General features: G+C 64.6%; 16 protein-coding genes and 1 riboswitch. Of the genes, 4 read left to right on the top strand and 12 right to left on the bottom strand.

Going from position 1 to position 16,358, the window contains the following annotated elements; genetic code table 11:
- Window positions 1-6: 6 nt before the first annotated feature.
- The 4 genes from ACZ46S_RS15825 to ACZ46S_RS15810 form a co-directional block, all read right to left on the bottom strand.
- Window positions 7-1,359, bottom strand: coding sequence for an ABC1 kinase family protein (locus ACZ46S_RS15825; RefSeq protein ID WP_464062527.1), 1,353 nt, complete (start codon window positions 1,357-1,359; stop codon window positions 7-9).
- On the bottom strand, window positions 1,356-3,167 hold the full coding sequence (locus ACZ46S_RS15820) for a M3 family oligoendopeptidase (protein WP_464062526.1): 1,812 nt from the start codon (window positions 3,165-3,167) through the stop codon (window positions 1,356-1,358). The genes ACZ46S_RS15825 and ACZ46S_RS15820 overlap by 4 nt, the downstream gene beginning before the upstream one ends.
- A gap of 117 nt (window positions 3,168-3,284) precedes the next feature.
- Entirely contained in the window at window positions 3,285-3,542 is a 258-nt protein-coding gene (locus ACZ46S_RS15815) for a DUF2312 domain-containing protein (RefSeq protein WP_008494438.1), read from the bottom strand.
- A 61-nt stretch (window positions 3,543-3,603) separates the two neighbouring features.
- A complete protein-coding gene (locus tag ACZ46S_RS15810; protein ID WP_295737057.1) occupies window positions 3,604-3,900 on the bottom strand; it encodes a DUF1244 domain-containing protein in 297 nt (98 codons plus the stop codon).
- Between the two features lie 201 nt (window positions 3,901-4,101).
- Between ACZ46S_RS15810 and pyk the strand changes: the two genes are divergently transcribed.
- Both pyk and ACZ46S_RS15800 read left to right on the top strand, forming a co-directional pair.
- The gene (gene pyk, locus ACZ46S_RS15805) at window positions 4,102-5,523 is read left to right on the top strand and encodes a pyruvate kinase (protein WP_464062525.1); all 1,422 of its coding nucleotides are present in this window, start codon (window positions 4,102-4,104) and stop codon (window positions 5,521-5,523) included.
- A gap of 68 nt (window positions 5,524-5,591) precedes the next feature.
- Window positions 5,592-6,404 (top strand): hypothetical protein, encoded by an 813-nt coding sequence (locus ACZ46S_RS15800; RefSeq protein ID WP_464062524.1) that lies wholly within the window; start codon window positions 5,592-5,594, stop codon window positions 6,402-6,404.
- A 170-nt stretch (window positions 6,405-6,574) separates the two neighbouring features.
- Here ACZ46S_RS15800 and ACZ46S_RS15795 read toward each other — a convergent pair whose 3' ends face one another.
- Window positions 6,575-7,945, bottom strand: a complete 1,371-nt coding sequence (locus ACZ46S_RS15795) for a glutamate--cysteine ligase (RefSeq protein WP_464062523.1) — start codon at window positions 7,943-7,945, stop codon at window positions 6,575-6,577.
- A 50-nt stretch (window positions 7,946-7,995) separates the two neighbouring features.
- Window positions 7,996-8,703 carry a 16S rRNA (uracil(1498)-N(3))-methyltransferase gene (locus ACZ46S_RS15790; protein WP_464062522.1) on the bottom strand — a complete coding sequence of 236 codons (708 nt, stop codon included), beginning with the start codon at window positions 8,701-8,703 and terminating at the stop codon, window positions 7,996-7,998.
- A 19-nt stretch (window positions 8,704-8,722) separates the two neighbouring features.
- Between ACZ46S_RS15790 and ubiA the strand changes: the two genes are divergently transcribed.
- Window positions 8,723-9,622 (top strand): 4-hydroxybenzoate octaprenyltransferase, encoded by a 900-nt coding sequence (ubiA, locus tag ACZ46S_RS15785; RefSeq protein ID WP_464062521.1) that lies wholly within the window; start codon window positions 8,723-8,725, stop codon window positions 9,620-9,622.
- Window positions 9,623-9,820: 198 nt separating this feature from the next.
- On the opposite strand, the gene ACZ46S_RS15780 is transcribed toward ubiA, so the two are convergent.
- Window positions 9,821-10,744 (bottom strand): cation diffusion facilitator family transporter, encoded by a 924-nt coding sequence (locus tag ACZ46S_RS15780; protein WP_464062520.1) that lies wholly within the window; start codon window positions 10,742-10,744, stop codon window positions 9,821-9,823.
- Window positions 10,745-10,817: 73 nt separating this feature from the next.
- Window positions 10,818-10,913: riboswitch (TPP riboswitch) on the top strand.
- Between ACZ46S_RS15780 and ACZ46S_RS15775 the strand changes: the two genes are divergently transcribed.
- The gene (locus ACZ46S_RS15775) at window positions 10,905-11,861 is read left to right on the top strand and encodes an ABC transporter substrate-binding protein (protein WP_464062519.1); all 957 of its coding nucleotides are present in this window, start codon (window positions 10,905-10,907) and stop codon (window positions 11,859-11,861) included. It overlaps the preceding riboswitch by 9 nt.
- Before the next feature lie 165 nt (window positions 11,862-12,026).
- On the opposite strand, the gene ACZ46S_RS15770 is transcribed toward ACZ46S_RS15775, so the two are convergent.
- The 5 genes from ACZ46S_RS15770 to ACZ46S_RS15750 form a co-directional block, all read right to left on the bottom strand.
- Complete coding sequence (locus ACZ46S_RS15770) at window positions 12,027-13,112, bottom strand: OmpA family protein (protein ID WP_464062518.1); 1,086 nt, start codon at window positions 13,110-13,112, stop codon at window positions 12,027-12,029.
- Window positions 13,113-13,304: 192 nt separating this feature from the next.
- Complete coding sequence (locus tag ACZ46S_RS15765) at window positions 13,305-14,363, bottom strand: OmpA family protein (RefSeq protein ID WP_295737032.1); 1,059 nt, start codon at window positions 14,361-14,363, stop codon at window positions 13,305-13,307.
- A gap of 146 nt (window positions 14,364-14,509) precedes the next feature.
- Entirely contained in the window at window positions 14,510-15,232 is a 723-nt protein-coding gene (locus ACZ46S_RS15760; RefSeq protein ID WP_464062517.1) for a DUF2155 domain-containing protein, read from the bottom strand.
- On the bottom strand, window positions 15,232-15,786 hold the full coding sequence (gene mlaD / locus ACZ46S_RS15755; protein WP_464062516.1) for an outer membrane lipid asymmetry maintenance protein MlaD: 555 nt from the start codon (window positions 15,784-15,786) through the stop codon (window positions 15,232-15,234). The genes ACZ46S_RS15760 and mlaD overlap by 1 nt, the downstream gene beginning before the upstream one ends.
- Window positions 15,786-16,214 (bottom strand): NADH-ubiquinone oxidoreductase subunit NDUFA12 family protein, encoded by a 429-nt coding sequence (locus tag ACZ46S_RS15750; RefSeq protein ID WP_464062515.1) that lies wholly within the window; start codon window positions 16,212-16,214, stop codon window positions 15,786-15,788. The genes mlaD and ACZ46S_RS15750 overlap by 1 nt, the downstream gene beginning before the upstream one ends.
- Between the last annotated feature and the right edge of the window lie 144 nt (window positions 16,215-16,358).

Raw genomic sequence — 16,358 nt, 5'->3', positions numbered from 1 at the left:
AGCCCTTTACTTGGCCTCCGGCACCCCTGCAATCTTCAGCGCCTCGGCCTGGCGCGCCGCCAGCTGTGCCTCGTCGAACCCGGCCACCGTCTCCTGGAACAGCCGGCACCAGTTCAGCTCCGCGCCCAGCCGCATGAACACCGCCCCCAGCCCGATGGCGGAGCGGTCCATCAGCACGAATTCGCGCGGCGGGCGCACGCCGCCGGTGCGCTGCAGCCCGGCATGCACCTTCTGCGCCACCTCGCGGCCGAATTCCGTGCCCTGGCCGACCTGGATCGGCCGCACACGGTCCTCGATCAGCGGCTGGTAGAGGAATTTCGCCCACTCATTCAGCACCGCCACCTGCTCATCGGTGATGCCCTTGAAGCCCCAAATGTCATAGGCGTGGCGGGCGCGGGCCTCGTCAGCCTCGCGCACGGCATTGTAGAGCTCCAGCACGCCGCTGACGAATTTCGGCGGAAACACGCGGATGGAACCATAATCCAGCAGATTGAGCCCGCCGCTTTCGCTGACCTGGTAATTGCCCAGATGCGGATCGCCATGGATCACCCCATAGCGGTAGAAGGGAATATACCAGGCCCGGAACAAGGCGGTGGCCAGAGCGTTGCGCGCTTCCTGGCTCGGATCGGCCGCCATCCAGTCCCGGAATCCCTGCCCCTTGAGCCAGGTCATCGTCAGCATCCGGGTGGTGGTGTAGCCTTCCACCGGCTCGGGCACATTCACATCCGGCACATCCGCGAGCATCAGCCGGTAGAGCCGGATCTGCGCGGCCTCGCGTTGATAATCCAGCTCCTCGCGGAAGCGTTCGGACAGCTCGACGAAGATATCGTCCTGGATGATCGCGTTATCCATGCGCCGGTAGACGGCCATGGCCATCTTCACCTGGCGCAGATCCGCCTCGATGACGCTGGGCATGTCAGGATATTGCAGCTTCACCGCCACGTCCCGCCCATCCGGCAGCACGGCGCGGTGCACCTGCCCCAGGCTGGCGGCGGCCACCGCCTCGCGGGAGAAGCTTTGGAACTTGCTCTCCCAATCCGGCCCCATCTCGCCGGACATGCGCCGGCGCACGAAGGGCCAGCCCATCGGCGGGGCGTTGGCCTGCAATTCGGCCAGCTGCTTGGCGTATTCCGGGGGCAGCGCGTCCGGCACGGTGGAGAGGAACTGCGCCACCTTCATCATCGGGCCCTTCAAGCCCCCGAGCAGCGCCTTCAAATCCTCGGCATGCTTGGCCTGGTCGGTCTTGATGCCGAAGACCCGCTCCCCGGCAATACGCGCGGCAATGCCGCCCACCGCCCCGGACGTGCGGGCCATGCGGCGCATCTCACCGAAAAAATTGCCGTCCTTGCGCTCGCTCATGCGTTTTCCAGCTCGTCGATAAAGCCTGAGATCACATCCAGCCCCTTGTTCCAGAAGGCCGGGTCGGACGCATCCAGCCCGAACGGCGCCAGCAGCGCCTTGTGCCGCTTGGTGCCGCCGGCGGCCAGCATCTCGCGATATCTCGCCGCGAAACCTTCCTTGTCCGGGCTCTCCTGATAGACGGCATAAAGCGCGTTCACCAGGCAATCCCCGAAGGCATAGGCGTACACGTAAAACGGGGAATGGAAGAAATGCGAGATATAGGCCCAGAAAACCTTATAATCCTCGGTGAAATTGAAGGCGGGGCCGAGGCTCCTGGTCTGCACGTCGAGCCAGATCTCGGCGATGCGCTCGGGCAGGATCTCGCCCTGGGCGCGTTCGGTATGGAAGGCGACCTCGAATTCATGGAAGGCGATCTGCCTTACCACCGTGTTGAGCATATCCTCCACCTTCTGCGCCAGCATGATGCGCCGGCGCGCCGGGTCGGTCTGCGCATCCAGCAACGAGCGGAAGGTCAGCATTTCGCCGAACACGCTGGCGGTCTCGGCCAGGGTCAGCGGCGTGCCGGCGAGCAGATAGCCCTGTTTGGCCGCCAGCGATTGATGCGCGCCATGGCCCAGCTCATGCGCCAGCGTCATCACATCCCGCGCCTTGCCGTGGAAATTCATCAGCACATAAGGATGCACAGAGGGCACGGTGGAATGCGAGAACGCCCCCCCGGCCTTGCCCGGGCGCAGATCCGCGTCGATCCAGTTTTTCTCGAAGAACGGCTTGATCGTCTCGGCCAGCTCCGGGGAGAAGCCGCCATAGGCATTCAACACGATGTCACGCGCCTGCTGCCAGGAAATATGCTTGTCCAGATCCGCCGGCAGCGGGGCGTTGCGGTCCCATTGCTCCAGCTTCTCCAGCCCCAGCCATTTCGCCTTCAGCGCATAATAGCGGTGCGATAGCCGGCCATAGGAGGATTTCACCGCCCCGACCAGCGCCTCCACCACCTCGTCCTCGACCATATTGGCGCGGTTGCGGAAGGACCAGGGATGCGGATAAGCGTGCCACTCATCGTCGATCGCCTTGTCCTTGGCGATGGTGTTGAGCACCAGGGCGAATAATTTCTCATTCTGCGCCATCGTCTTGGCGACCGCCTTGAAGGCGTCCTCGCGCACGGCGCGGTCGGTGTCGGAGAGCTTGTTCAGCGCCGCGGAGAGGGTCAGCGCCTCGCCGCGGACCTCCAGTCGCAGCGCTGCGATGGTTTCGTCGAACAGACGGGTCCAGGCGGAATGGCCGGTGACCTCCTTCTCCATGAACAGCTGCTCGATCACGTCCTCGCGCTGGTGCGGCAGGAACACGCGCAGATCCCGCAGCCAGGATGCGTAGCGCTGCAATTCCGGGGCGCGCAGCTTTTCGGCCAGTGACTCATCGGAGAGGCGGTTCAGCTCCAGGGTGAAGAACAGGGTCTTGGTGCCGAGCGCGGTCAGCGTCTCGGACATGGTCTGGTAGAACTGGCCATGGGCGGCAACCGAGCTGTCCGCCGCGAACAGCAGCCCGGCATAGGACATGATGCGGCCGGGGATTTCCTGCAGCGCCTCATAGGTGCGAATCGCCTCGGCCAGTTCGGCGCCGGAGAGGCCGTCCAGCTTGCCCTGATAGGCGGTGAAGGCCTCGGCGCGCTGGCGCGCCTCCTGCAGATCGGCGGCGAGGCGCGGGTCGGTGGGGGCGGTGTAGAGATCGTTCAGATCCCAGCTCGGCAGGGATGCGGCGTTGCCAGCGGCGAACCCCTCGGGCTGCCAGTTGATCCGTGCCTGCTTCATATCCGCTCCGTTCGTTCAAATCTCACGGAACAGATTTAGGCGCTGCGGCGCGAAGGTCAAACGGGGGGCTTTGCCCCCCGTATCTTTTATACCCGGGGGCGCAGCCCCCGGTTTCTTTTACATGCCGATGGCGCGGCGATAGATGTCGAGCAGGGTCTCCTGCTCCTCCACCTCGGCCGGCTCCTGCTTGCGGATCTTGATCAGCTGGCGGATCACCTTCACGTCGAAGCCGGCGGATTTGGCTTCGGAGAAGATGTCCTTGATGTCGTTGGCCAGCGCCTTGCGCTCCTCTTCCAGACGCTCGATGCGCTCGATGATGCTGCGCAGCCGCTCGCCGGCGATATTGGTCGGTTTCTCTTCGGTCGATACAGACATAGCCCACTCCAGGTCAGGGCGGCGGGGATAAAGAAGCGCCGGCCCTTGGTCAATCAGATTTTCAGTGGCCCGGATTAGCGTCTTTGAATTTGGCCTGCTGCTCTGGGCTTGCCGGTTTCTGGTGCAGCGCCTGCCACTCCTTATAGGGCATCCCGTAAATGATCTCGCGCGCCTGCGGGTCGCTCAGCTCGATCCCCTGCGCCTGCGCCGCCTCGCGATACCAGCGCGAGAGGCAGTTTCGGCAGAAGCCGGCCAAATTCATCAGATCGATATTCTGCACATCGGGACGTGCCCGCAAATGCGCCACCAAAGCGCGAAAGGCGGCCGCTTCCAGCCGCTCCTGGGTAGCGCTATCCATCAAGGGGTTGCTCAAGTTTCTGCTCCCGCTCATAGTCGCGGCGTGGAAAACGCCTATTTCAACGACCTTAAAAATTACCGGTCGGGCAGCTCAGGGGTCGCCCCTGGCCCGGGCGCCAGCCTGCCGCAGGCGCGGGCCAGGCGCAATATGGCGATGCCGCTCTCCACAAACCGATTTTAAACAACAATCCGAGGTTTTCGCATGGAACGTCTGCGCCGCCACCGCCGCACCAAGGTCATCGCCACGCTGGGGCCGGCCAGCTCCACGCCTGAGATGATCCTGCAGCTCTTCCAGGCCGGAGCTGATATTTTCCGGCTGAATTTCTCCCATGGCGCGCATGCGGACCACGCCCAGCGCATCGAGATGATCCGCGCCGCCGAGAAGCGTACCGGCCGGCCGATCGGCATTCTGGCGGATGTACAGGGGCCGAAGCTGCGGGTGGGCAGCTTCCAGTCCGGCCGGGTGCAGCTGCAGACCGGCGCGCAATTCACCCTGGACATGAACCGCGCCCCCGGCGATACGCGCCGGGTCTGCCTGCCGCACCCCGAGATCATCGCCGCCGCCGAGATCGGCGCGACGCTGCTGCTCGATGACGGCAAATTGCGGCTGAAAGTGCTGCGCAAGCGCGACGACCATCTGCTGACCGAAGTGGTGGTGGGCGGCGTGCTCTCCGACCGCAAGGGCGTGAACGTGCCGGATGTGGTGCTACCGATCCCGGCTTTGACCGAGAAGGACCGCGCCGATCTGGATTTCGCCCTGCCGCTCGGCATCGATTATATCGGCCTCTCCTTCGTGCAGCGGCCGGAAGACGTGATCGAGGCCAAGCACATCGCCGCCGGCCGGGCCCTGGTGATGGCCAAGCTGGAGAAGCCGCAGGCGCTGGATAATCTGGACGGCATCATGGCCGAGGCGCAGGCGGTGATGGTGGCGCGCGGGGATCTCGGTGTCGAGCTGCCGCCCGAAGAGGTGCCGATCGCGCAGAAGCGCATCATCCGCGCCGCCCAGCAGCGCGGCCTGCCGGTGGTGGTGGCCACACAGATGCTGGAGAGCATGATCACCGCCCCCGCCCCGACCCGCGCCGAAGCCTCGGACGTCGCCACCGCCGTGTTCGATGGCGCGGATGCGGTGATGCTCTCGGCCGAGAGTGCCGCCGGCCAGTTCCCGCGCGAGGCGGTGAATATGATGGACCGGATCATCGCCCGGGTGGAGCGCGACGAGGATTGGCGCGTCGGGCTGGACGCCAAGCGGCCGCAGCCGGAGAAGAACTCCGCCGATGCCATTGCCGCCGCGGCCGTGCAGGTGGCGCATACCATCAATGCCAAGGCGATCGTGGCGCTGACCGAATCGGGTTCCACGGCGCTGCGCGTGGCGCGTGAGAAGCCGGACTGCCCGGTGATCGGGCTGACAGTGAACGAGGCGGTTTCGCGCCGTCTGGCGGCGGTGTGGGGGGTGCATGCGGTGCGCGCCGAGGCCGCCCATTCAATGACCCAAGCCGTTGAACATGCGCAGAAAATCGCCCGGGTGGAGGGGTTTGCCAGCAAGGGCGACGAGATCGTCGTGGTGGCGGGCGTGCCGTTCGGCCAGGCGGGGACCACCAACGCGCTGCGCGTCGCCAAACTCTAAGCCCCGGCCCACCCCTTCATTACTTTTTGCTCGCCTTTGGGCAAATGTTTTATTATGAAGGGGTTGGCGTGGATCTTTCTTGGCCTGAGCGCCTTGGCCGCGCCTGCCGGCGCCTGTATGATGGGAGCCGGTTTCAAGGCTTCGACAGGTTGAGGATTTTCACTTTGCACAGTTCACGCAAGGCCACGGCGTATGGCAAGATCGCGTTCGGCATGGGCGCCGCCGCGCTGCTTCTCACCGCCTGCCATCGCCCGGCGCCGGTAACGGCGCCGCAGGCCGCCGCCACCCCGGTCGGGCATATCTATGCTGTCGCCGTGGCGGTGCCGCCGCCGGTTTCGCCGAAGATCAAATTCACCCCGGCCGAGCAGGAGAAGATCCAGCAGGCCTTCAACGTGGTGGCGCTGAAATCGGCCCTGATGGTCGCCGCCCTCTCCTGCGACCAGCGCGACAAATACGACGCCTTCATGCACAGCTTCCAGCCGCATGTGCTCGACGCCCAGCATGAGATGGATGCCTATTTCCACAAGGCGAGCGGCCCTTATAGCGGCCAGAAGATGGAAGATACCTTCATCACTCTGCTGGCCAACAACCAGTCCGTCGCCGGCATCGCCCAGGGGCAGATTTTCTGCCTGAACAACCAGGCCGAATATAATGCCGTGCTGGCGCTGAAGACGCCCGATCAGCTCGACAGCTTCGTCACCGACGCGCCGCCCGGCGCCACCACGCAGGTTGCCAGCGCCGCCGTCCCGGCCGCGGTTCCGGCCCCGGCAAAGGCCGAGCACAAGGCCAAGAGCGTGAGCCACAAGAAGCCGGTGGAAAAGGTGAAGGCGAAGACCGCGAGCGGCAGCCATCCGGAAGTGGCGAGCAGCAAGAGCCCGTAACGCCCGGCGCTTTAGAGCAATATGTGTTTAGGTTGACGCGCCAGCGTCAAAATAAACACATGAAATTGCTCGCTAAAACAAAATCTAGAGCATCAAGCTAAAAGCTTGATGCTCTAAGAAAAAAACCCGCGTTCAGGCGGGTTTTTTGATTCATAAGTAAAATTTGTGAATCAGAACGCGGCCTCGGCGAAGATGCGGGTGATGTCGCCGTTCCAGGCGCCGTGATAGCGGGCCAGCCAATGTTCGGCCTGGGTGGGCGCGCCGTTGGCGATCTCCTGCAGCGGGGCGAGGTAGAGGCTTTCATCCGCCCCGGCGGCGTTGCGCCGGGCGCGCGCCTTGAGGCCCTGGGCGGCGATGGCGACGACCTCTTTCGCCAGATCCCGCAAGCTGCCTTTGCCGAAGGAGGTGTTGATGCCGCTGACCGGCACGGCGGCACGCAGGGCCAATATGTCCGCATGGCGCCAGCCCTTGATCAGCGCCTGCGCCGCGGCCAGCGCCGCTTGGTCGTAGAACAGCCCGGTCCAGAGCGCGGATTGCGCCAGCATCATCTCCGGACGGCCGGAATCCGCCCCGCGCGTCTCGATATATTTTTTCAGCCGCACATCCGGGAAGGCGGTGGTGGAATGGTCCGCGAAATCGCCGATGGTGGCGCGCTCCCCCTCCAGCCCGGCCAGCCTGCCCGCCATGAAATCCCGGAAGGACGCACCGGCGACGTCGTGATAGGCGCCGTCGCGATAGACGAAATACATCGGCACATCGAGCAGCCAGTTGGCATAGGCCTCGAAGCCGAACCCGTCCTCGAAGATCATCGCCGGGATGCCGGCGCGGACATTGTCGGTATCGGTCCAGACATTGGCGCGGTTGGAGAGCAGGCCGTTGGGCTTGCCCTCATAGAAGGGCGAGTTGGCGAAGAGGGCGGTGGCCAGCGGCTGCAGGGCGGCGCCGACGCGCATCTTCGCGACCATGTCGGCCTCGGAGGTGAAATCCAGATTCACCTGCACGGTGCAGGTGCGCAGCATCATGTCCAGCCCGCGCGTGCCGACCTTGGGCATGTAGCCGCGCATGATCTTGTAGCGGCCCTTGGGCATCCAGGGCATGGCGGCGCGGGTGGCGGTGGGGTGGAAGCCCAGCGGCGCGAAGCCCAGACCCAGCGCCGGGGTGACGGCGCGCAGCCGGGCGACATGCGCGTCCAGCTCCGCCTTGGTGGCGTGCAGATCAGCCAGCGTGCCGCCGGAGAGCTCGAACTGCCCGCCCGGTTCCAGCGAGATCGAGGCGCCACCCGCCCCTTTCAGCCCGATGATGTTGCCGTGATCCAGTATCGGCGCCCAGCCGTCGCGCGCCTGCACCGCGCGCAGCAATGCGCCGATGCCATCCACCCCCTCATAGGCGGGCGGGGTGAAATCGGCGGCGCGGAAGCCGAAGGCCTCGTGCTCGGTGCCGATGCTGTACTGGGCGGCCGGCTTCGCGCCGGATTCCAGATAGGCCGCCAGATCCTTGACGCTTTCAACCACACGCGCGTCAGCGTCACCGGGATTTGACAAGTCTCTCTTCCTTCAAACTCTGTGCTTCAGAGGCGATGCCGGGCGCTGTCTCAGGGCTGGGCTGCGAGCTGCAGCGCCAACCCGGCGATGGCGGCGGTCTCGGCCCGCAGGATGCGGCTGCCCAATGACACGCGTGTAATGATGGGTGTTCGCGCGATAGCTTCAAGCTCCTGATCGGTAAAGCCCCCCTCCGGACCCACCATCAAGGCGCTGGGGCCAGAGGCCGGGCCGAGCAGGGCAGCGTCGCGCCGCTCATCGGCGATGCAAAGCGGGCGCGCCGCCGGCCAGGCCGCCATCAGCTTCATCACCGGCAGCGGCGCGCGGATTTCGGGCACGTGCAGGCGCTCGCATTGCTCCGCCGCCTCGGTGGCGATGGCGCGCAGGCGTTCGAGATTCACATGGTCGGCATTGGTGCGGGCGGTGATGATCGGCTGGATGGCGGAGACGCCGAGCTCGGTGGCTTTTTCCACCACCAGATCGGTTTTCTGGCGCTTGAGCAGGGCGAAGCAGAGCCAGGCATCGGGCTCCGGCGCCGGCGCTCGGGTCTGCTGGGTGGGCTCCAGCGTCGCCGCCTTGCGTGAAATTTTCGCGATGCGGGCGCGCCATTCCCCCGCCTCGCCATTAAAAACCCGTATGGTGTCGCCCTCGCCCAGCCGCATGACATTGGCGAGATAATGGGCCTGGCCCTCGGAGACGGCAAAGCCCTCGCCGGCGCCGGGGAGATCGGGAACATGCAGACGAATTGACGTATCGGCCATGCCGGGCTGAATAGCAGATATGAGCGGATTTACCGATATCAGGCGCGGCGGCTGGGTGGCGCGTCTGCCCGAGCGTTACCTTCCCTATGTGCTGCTGGCGCGGCTGGACCGGCCGATCGGCGCCTGGCTGCTATTTCTGCCCGGGCTGTGGGCAATCTGCCTGACTGCGAAAAATTTCTGGTGGGGGCTGTGGTTCACCGTGCTGTTCGGCATCGGCAGCGTGGTGATGCGCGGGGCGGGCTGCGTGGTGAACGATCTCTGGGACCGCAAGATGGATGCGATGGTGGAGCGCACGCGCGGCCGTCCGCTCGCCTCCGGTATGGTGACGCCGATGCAGGCGCTGAGCTTCCTGGCGGGTCTCTGCGCCATCGGGCTGGCGATATTGCTGACGCTGAACAATAGCGCGAAGCTGCTGGGGGTGGCCTCTTTGGTGCTGGTGGTGCTGTATCCGCTGGCCAAGCGCGTCACCTGGTGGCCGCAGGCCTTTCTGGGGCTGACCTTCGGCTGGGGCGCGCCGTTGGGCTTCGCCGCGGCAAGGGGGCATCTCACCTGGCCGGTGCTGTTTCTCTATCTCGGGGCGATTTTCTGGATCATCGGCTATGACACGATCTATGCGCATCAGGACCGCGAGGATGATACGCTGATCGGGGTGAAATCCACCGCAAGGCTGTTCGGCACGCGCACCCGCGAGGCGCTGTGCATTCTCTACGGGCTGGCCTTTCTGATGCTGCTGATCGCGATGTCCGGCTTTTCGCTGCACCCTTGGGGCTACTGGCTGATGGTGGTGCCCGGCGCCTTGCTGGTGTGGCAGATCGTGCGGCTGGATATCGATAATCCGGGGCGGTGCCTGGCGCTGTTCAAGCTGAACCGCGAGGTGGGGCTGGCGGTGGCGGCGGCGATTCTGATCGGCTGGATTTAGTTCTAGAGCAATATGTGTTTAGGTTGACGCGCAGCGTCAAAATAAACACATGAAATTGCTCGATAAAACAAAATTTAGAGCATCAAGCTAAAAGCTTGATGCTCTAAAAGTTTTTGGGCGTTGGCAACGCCGGTGCACACGCCCGAACGTCTTTCGCCGCTTTTTTGTAAAAAAGCGGCACCAAAAAACTTTTGGCACCTATCCTTTTGCTTCCACCTGATCGTCCAAGCGGTGATCCTCAATCCCCGCCGGCTCCAGATGCACGCTCACCTCCACCCGGCCCGGCAGCGCCCGACGCACGGCGCGCTCCACCGCATCGCCGATGGCATGGCCCTCATTCACGCTGAGCCGCCCTTCCACCTCCAGGTGAAACTCCACGAACACCCGGTCCCCGGCATGGCGGGTGCGCAGATCATGGATATCCTCCACCCCCCGGCAGCCTAATGCCGTGCGGCGGATCATCATCCGGTCCGTCTCGGTCAATTCCCGGTCGAGCAGCTGGGTCAGCGCCGCATTCGCCACGAAGCGCGCATTCCACATCATGTAGAACGCGATCAGCAGCGCGAAGGCTGGGTCGGCGCGGGTCCAGCCGGTGAAATGGGTGAGCGCCAAAGCCGCCAGCACGGCGGCGTTGACCGCGACATCGGTGAGATAATGCGCGCGGTCGGCGGCGATGGCGGTGGAGCCGGTGCGGCCCACCACCCAGCTCTGCATCACCACCAGCACGATGGCGGCGAGCAGGCTCAGCGCGATGATCATGATGCCGAAATCCAGCGCTTCCAGCCTTTCCGGAAACACCAGCCGTTCGATGGACTGGAAGGCCAGCACCATCGCAGCACCGGCCAGCAGCATCGCCTGGGTGAAGGCGGCGATGGCCTCTCCCTTGCCATGCCCGTAGCGATGATCCGCATCCGCCGGGCGCTGGGCATAGCGCACCCCATAAAATGTGGCGAGGCTGGCGCCGACATCCACCAGCGCATCCACCGCCGAGGTAAGCAGGGACATCGAGCCGGTAGCGATCCAGGCGGCGAATTTCACCACCACCAGCACCACGGCAAAAGCCAGGCTGGCCCCGCTGGCGGCCTTGCGCAGCGTCGCGTCGGTCGGGTCTGTCGTGCTCATGAGAGCGGTTTAGCGCGAAGCCCCCGGCCAACCCAAGCCGCAAGATTGACGACATGCCCCAAAACGCGGGAGAAGCGTCCCGCCGGGGTGTCCGCATCGTGCGGGCTGAGATCATACCCGTAGAACCTGCCTGGGTCATGCCAGCGAAGGGAGAGCGCCAATGAGCCTCAATAGACGTCTATTCCTCTCAACCGCCAGCGCCGCGCTGTGCGCGCCGGCCCTGGCCCGCGCCGCGACCGCGACGCCGTTCACGCTGATTCTCGACTGGTTCGTGAATCCCGACCACGCCCCGCTCTTCGCCGCGAAATATTGCGGCGCCTACGCGAAGGCCGGGCTGGATGTGAAGCTGGTGGCGCCGACCGACCCGGATCTGCCGCCGCGCCTGGTTGCCGCCGGCAAGGCCGATGCGGCGCTGACCTACCAGACCGAGCTGTATCTGCTGGTCGATCAGGGTCTGCCGGTGCGCCGGACCGGCACGCTGATCGACCAGCCGCTGAACACGCTGACGGCGCTGAAGCGCAGTGGCATCACCAAGCTGCAGGATCTGAAGGGCCGCAAGGTCGGCTATTCGGTGGCGGGGGTGGAGCCGGTGATCATCGGCGCGATGCTCAAGCATGTCGGCATGAGCCTGGCCGATATTCAGCTGGTGAATGTGAATTTCGAGCTGGTGCAGGCGCTGCAGAGCAAGTCCGTGGATGCGGTGATCGGCACCTACAGGAATTACGAGGATATTCAGCTGGCGCAGGCCGGGTTGGACCCGGTGATCTTCCTGCCGGAGGATTACGGGGTGCCGGCGTCTGACGAGCTGTTGCTGCTCTCGAATGAAAGCGGGTTGAAGAACCCCGCGCTGAAGGCGTTCCTGAGCGCGCTGAGGGAAGGCGTGGCGGCGTTGCAGGCCGATCCGGACGGGATGCTGAAACAATTCCTGAAGGAAAATCCGAGCCTGAATGACAAGCTGGACATCGCCTCCTGGAACGCGATGCCGCCTTATTTCGCGAAGGATCCGGCGAAGCTGAACGACGCCCGCTACCTCACTTATCGGGATTTTCTACTGGCCAACGGCGTCATCAAGAAGAAGCTGCCCTTGGGCGACTACGCCGTGCAGATCGAAGCCTAGAGCAATATGTGTTTAGGTTGACACGCCAGCGTCAAAATAAACACATGAAATTGCTCGCTAAAACAAAACTTAGAGCATCAAGCTAAAAGCTAGATGCTCTAAGTCATAAAAGTTTTTGGGGGTGTGGGGTGTTTTTTCAAAAACACCCCACGTCTTTCTTTTTCCTTAGTGGAAGATGATTTCCACACGACGATTCTGCGGCTCGCGCACACCCGGGCCGGTCGGAACCAACAGGTGGGTTTCGCCATAGCCATGCATCTCGATCTCGTTGGCCGGCACGCCGTCGGCGACGAGCTGAGCGGCAACCGCCTTCGCGCGCTTCACAGACAGCCCCATGTTGTAGGTCGCGGTCCCCGAGGTGTCGGTATAGCCGTTGACTTCCAGGGTGGTGACGTTCTGCGTCTTGGAGTCGGACGCGGCCTGCGCGATGATCTGGGTCGCGCGCGGCGTCAGGTTGTACTTATCCCAGTCGAAGAACACCAGATAGGTCTTGGCCGGGGTGGGCGCCGGGGCCGCTTGCGGAGCCGCGGCCGGCTGCGGGGCCGGGGCCGGCGGCGCCGGCGGGGCGAATTCGTAACGCAGACCGATATTGATCTGATTGTTATACTCGCCCTGCTGCTTGAAGCTGGCGGGGATGCCGGCATTGTCGATCGCGTAACGGCGCGCCGTGGTCAGGCCGATGAAACGATATTCCACCGTCGCGGAGAGGCCCATCACCGGGGCGATCGGGAAGGACAGGCCGACAATGCCCTGATAGGCGAAGGAGCCGCGCGCCTGGTTGACGTTGAAGCCGGCGGCGTTGGCATCGCTGTAGCGGGCTTCCTGCCAGCCGATGCCGGCCCCCAGATAAGGATAAAGCCAGGGCAGGCCGATATCGAAATCATAGACGCCGTTGACGAAGCCGCCATACTGGCTCTCATGCCCGCTGCCCTTGGCGGCGAGCCCGCCGGACTTCACCTTGTCCAGCCCGTTGCGGATATAGTCGCCTTCCAGCTCGACCCGCCAGCCATTATTGAAGCCGTAGCCGATGGCGGCGCGGGCATCGAAGCCGTTCTTTAACACCGCCTTGGTGTCGCCCGGGAGATTGACGCCGCCGGCGACATAGTTCTTCTGGGTGGTGGCGCTCTTCAGATCCAGGCCGCCGCCCAGGCTGACATAGGGGCCGGCCACTGGCTGGGCCTCTGCCCGGCCGGCCAGCGCCAGCGGCACGGCCAGCATTGTCGCGGCGAATAAGGCGGCTCGAAACTGCATGATCTGATTTCCTTCCGACAGGCGCCATTCCAGAACGGCACTTGAGCCTATGTGGAGGCAAATGGGCCGGTTGCGAAGGGGGCGCGCGCACGCGGCGCTTTTCTGTAGCCAAAATGCAACGCGCCTCACGCGCTTGGCAATAAAAAACCCCGGCAGTTGCCTGCCGGGGTCTCATCCACGCTGGCGCGAAGATTAGTGGAAGATGATTTCCACGCGACGGTTCTGCGGCTCGCGCACACCCGGGCCGGTCGGAACCAGCAGGTGGGTTTCGCCATAGCCGTGCATCTCGATCTCGGAGGCCGGCACGCCGTCGGCGACGAGCTGGGCGGCAACCGCCTTCGCGCGCTTCACAGACAGACCCATATTGTAGGTCGCGGTACCCGAGGTATCGGTGTAGCCGTTGACTTCCAGGGTGGTGACGTTCTGCGTCTTGGAGTCGGACGCGGCCTGCGCGATGATCTGGGTCGCGCGCGGGGTCAGGTTGTACTTATCCCAGTCGAAGAACACCAGGTAGGTCTTGGCCGGGGCCGGAGCCGGGGCAGCGACCGGGGCCGGAGCCGGGGCCGGAGCCGGCGGGGCCGGCGGCTGGAACAGCTGATAGCGCAGACCCAGCAGGAAGGTGTGGCTGGTGGACTGGCCGACATGCAGCGTGCCACCGCCCGGCTGGATCGCGGCGTAGTTGCGGCTGGCGGTCAGCTGGGTGAACTTATACTCGGCGGTCAGGGACAGGCCCGGCACCATCGCCAGCGGGTAGGACACACCGCCGATGATGTTGTAGGCGAAGGAGCCCTTGGTGCCGCCGACGCCAACGCCGTTATTCACGACATGGCTGTCGAACTTCTGCCACTGATAGCCAGCACCGGCGCCGACATAGGGGAAGATCGGCAGGCCGACATTGAAATCGTACAGCACGTTGACCATCGGGCCATAGGTGTTCAGGCCGCCAGTGACGCGGGTCTGGCCGAGGCCGCCATTGCCATCAACCTTGTGCGCGGTGTCGCGGTAGAAGTTGCCGTTCAACTCAACGCGGAAACCGTTGCCGAAGCCATAACCCACGGCGGCATCGCCAGAGTAGGAGTCACGGAACAGCATCTTGCCGGACGCGCCGGTGGCGCGGTTGTTGATGTTGATCGGGTTCTGGATGGTGGTGCCAGCACCGAGGCTGACATAAGGGCCGGTAACCGGCTGCGCGTGCGCCGCGAGGGGCAGCGCAAGGCAGGTGGCGGCGGCGAGGGCTAAGCGCAGCTTCATGACGTAACTCCAAAAGTGAGTGCGTTTAATTAACCAAGGTCTATTTAGCCCTGCGCACGGGAATTCAACAGATCAAAAAGAGTTTCGATTTTAACATTCTGGACCTGTGGCATTTTTGGCACAACCCGATGATCGTACAGGAAATTTTACGAGCAGTTCATAACCCGGAAAGCTTCCCCGGCGTTCCCCGCATCGGTGGCACCCGGGGCGGAGCGCACCATCCAGCCACGATAAAGCGGTGCGGCTCCGGAACCATCTTTTGGTTGCAAAGTCAAAAAGATCGCCACATCAGGAAGTTGACCTTGCGGGCGGGTGACGCAGGCCTGCACACTGACGATCAGGTCGCCCGCGGTCGCCTGGCCGCCGACGGGGATGGTCAAGGTCGAGGTGCTGCCATCGGCCTTGCTCAACACACCGATCTCGGCGGTCTTGCCGGGCACCCAATCATTCGGCGGGGTCGGCGCGACATCGTTGTTGGGTAGCGGGGCGGGGTTGTTGCCGCTGGGGCCGGGTGCGACCGCGCCATTGCTGGCGGGGGCGGGGTTGAGCCCGTTCGGCGCCGCCGGGGAGACGACCTGCGCCGCGCCGCCATTATCGGTATTCGCGCCATTGCCCTGATCGGCATTGTCGCTGCTGGGCGGGGGCAGCGGGGTCTCCACCAGGCCCGGCGGCGGGGCGGGGCTGGGGGCGACGGGCGCCACCGGGGCGGTGGGCGGGGCCGCCACCACGGGCGGCGGGGCCGGCACCAGCACCGCGGGGGCCTGCGTGCCGCCAGCGCCCTGGCCGGGGCTGCTCTGCCCCAGCATGGTTTGCGCGAAGGCCGCGCCGCCGATCAACGAGACGGCGCTGGCCAGAAGCAGGCGGCGCATTATTTCGACAGCGCCATCGGGTTGGCGGGCTGGGCCGGCGCGGCGGCGCCAGCGCCACCGCCCTGGCCGCTGCTCTGGCCACTTCCCTGACCGCCGCTCTTGGAGCCGCCGCCACTGCCCATCGAGAAGATGAACTTGCCGAGCAGATCCTCGAGATTCACCGCCGACTGGGTCACCTGGAAGCTGGCGCCTGGCTTCATCATCGTATTGGAGCCGCCGGGCGAGATCGCGACATAGGAGCCGCCGAGCAGACTGTCCGAGGTGATCGAGGCGCTGCTGTCGTCGGGCACCTTGATGTCGTTATTGATGGCGAGCTTGACCTGCGCGGCATAGGTGGTCGGGTTCAGCGTCTCGGCGGCGACATGGCCGACGACGACGCCGCCGATCTTCACATCCGCGCCGACGCTGAGCGCGCCGACAGAGCCGAACTGCGCCTGCAGCGGATAGCCGCCAGTGTTGATCTCACCCGCCCCGCGCAGCGCGTAGAGCAGGAACAGCACGGCCACGACGATGACGGCAAAGCCCGTGGCGAGTTCCGGAACGCGGCGGACCATCAGCCTTGATCCGGGGTCCAGGATTCATAATCCGCCGAGGCCGCGGCGCGCTGGCCGCCCATGTAATCATGACCGGCCGGGCGGTAGCTCGCCGGCGTGCCGGTGAGGTTGGGCTTGTGCGGGCGCTGCCAGGGGCGGGGCGCGGCGGCGAGCGGCGCATCGGTGAGGTGATGCAGCCAGGCATGCCATTGCGGCGGCACCACCGAGGGGTCCTGCACCCCGGCATAGACCACCCAGCGCCGGGCGCGCGGCTTGCCCGGGCGCTCGAAATACTGGTTCCCCGCCTCGTCCCGGCCGATGAAGCGGCCCTTGAAGGTGGTGAGGAAAAACAGACCGGGATTCAGGATCAGGCGCTTGAGGCCAAGCGGCTTTGCCTTATCGGTGGAGGCGGGGCCGGTCGCGGCCGGGCTTTGGGCGGCGTTGCTCATGGCTGTGATATAGGTGAAGCCGCGCGAATGGTCCATCTCGCCGGTGCAACGCAGCGTGACGGCATGATGGAAAAGCTATCCACAAGATTCTGTGGGTCAGGCCGAGATTCAACACAAGATGCACTTTAATTGAGTCATATCAGG

The organism is Acidocella aluminiidurans, assembly GCF_055383125.1.
The sequence above is the reverse complement of the archived record's forward strand: the minus strand, read 5'-3'. Positions and strand labels throughout refer to the sequence as shown.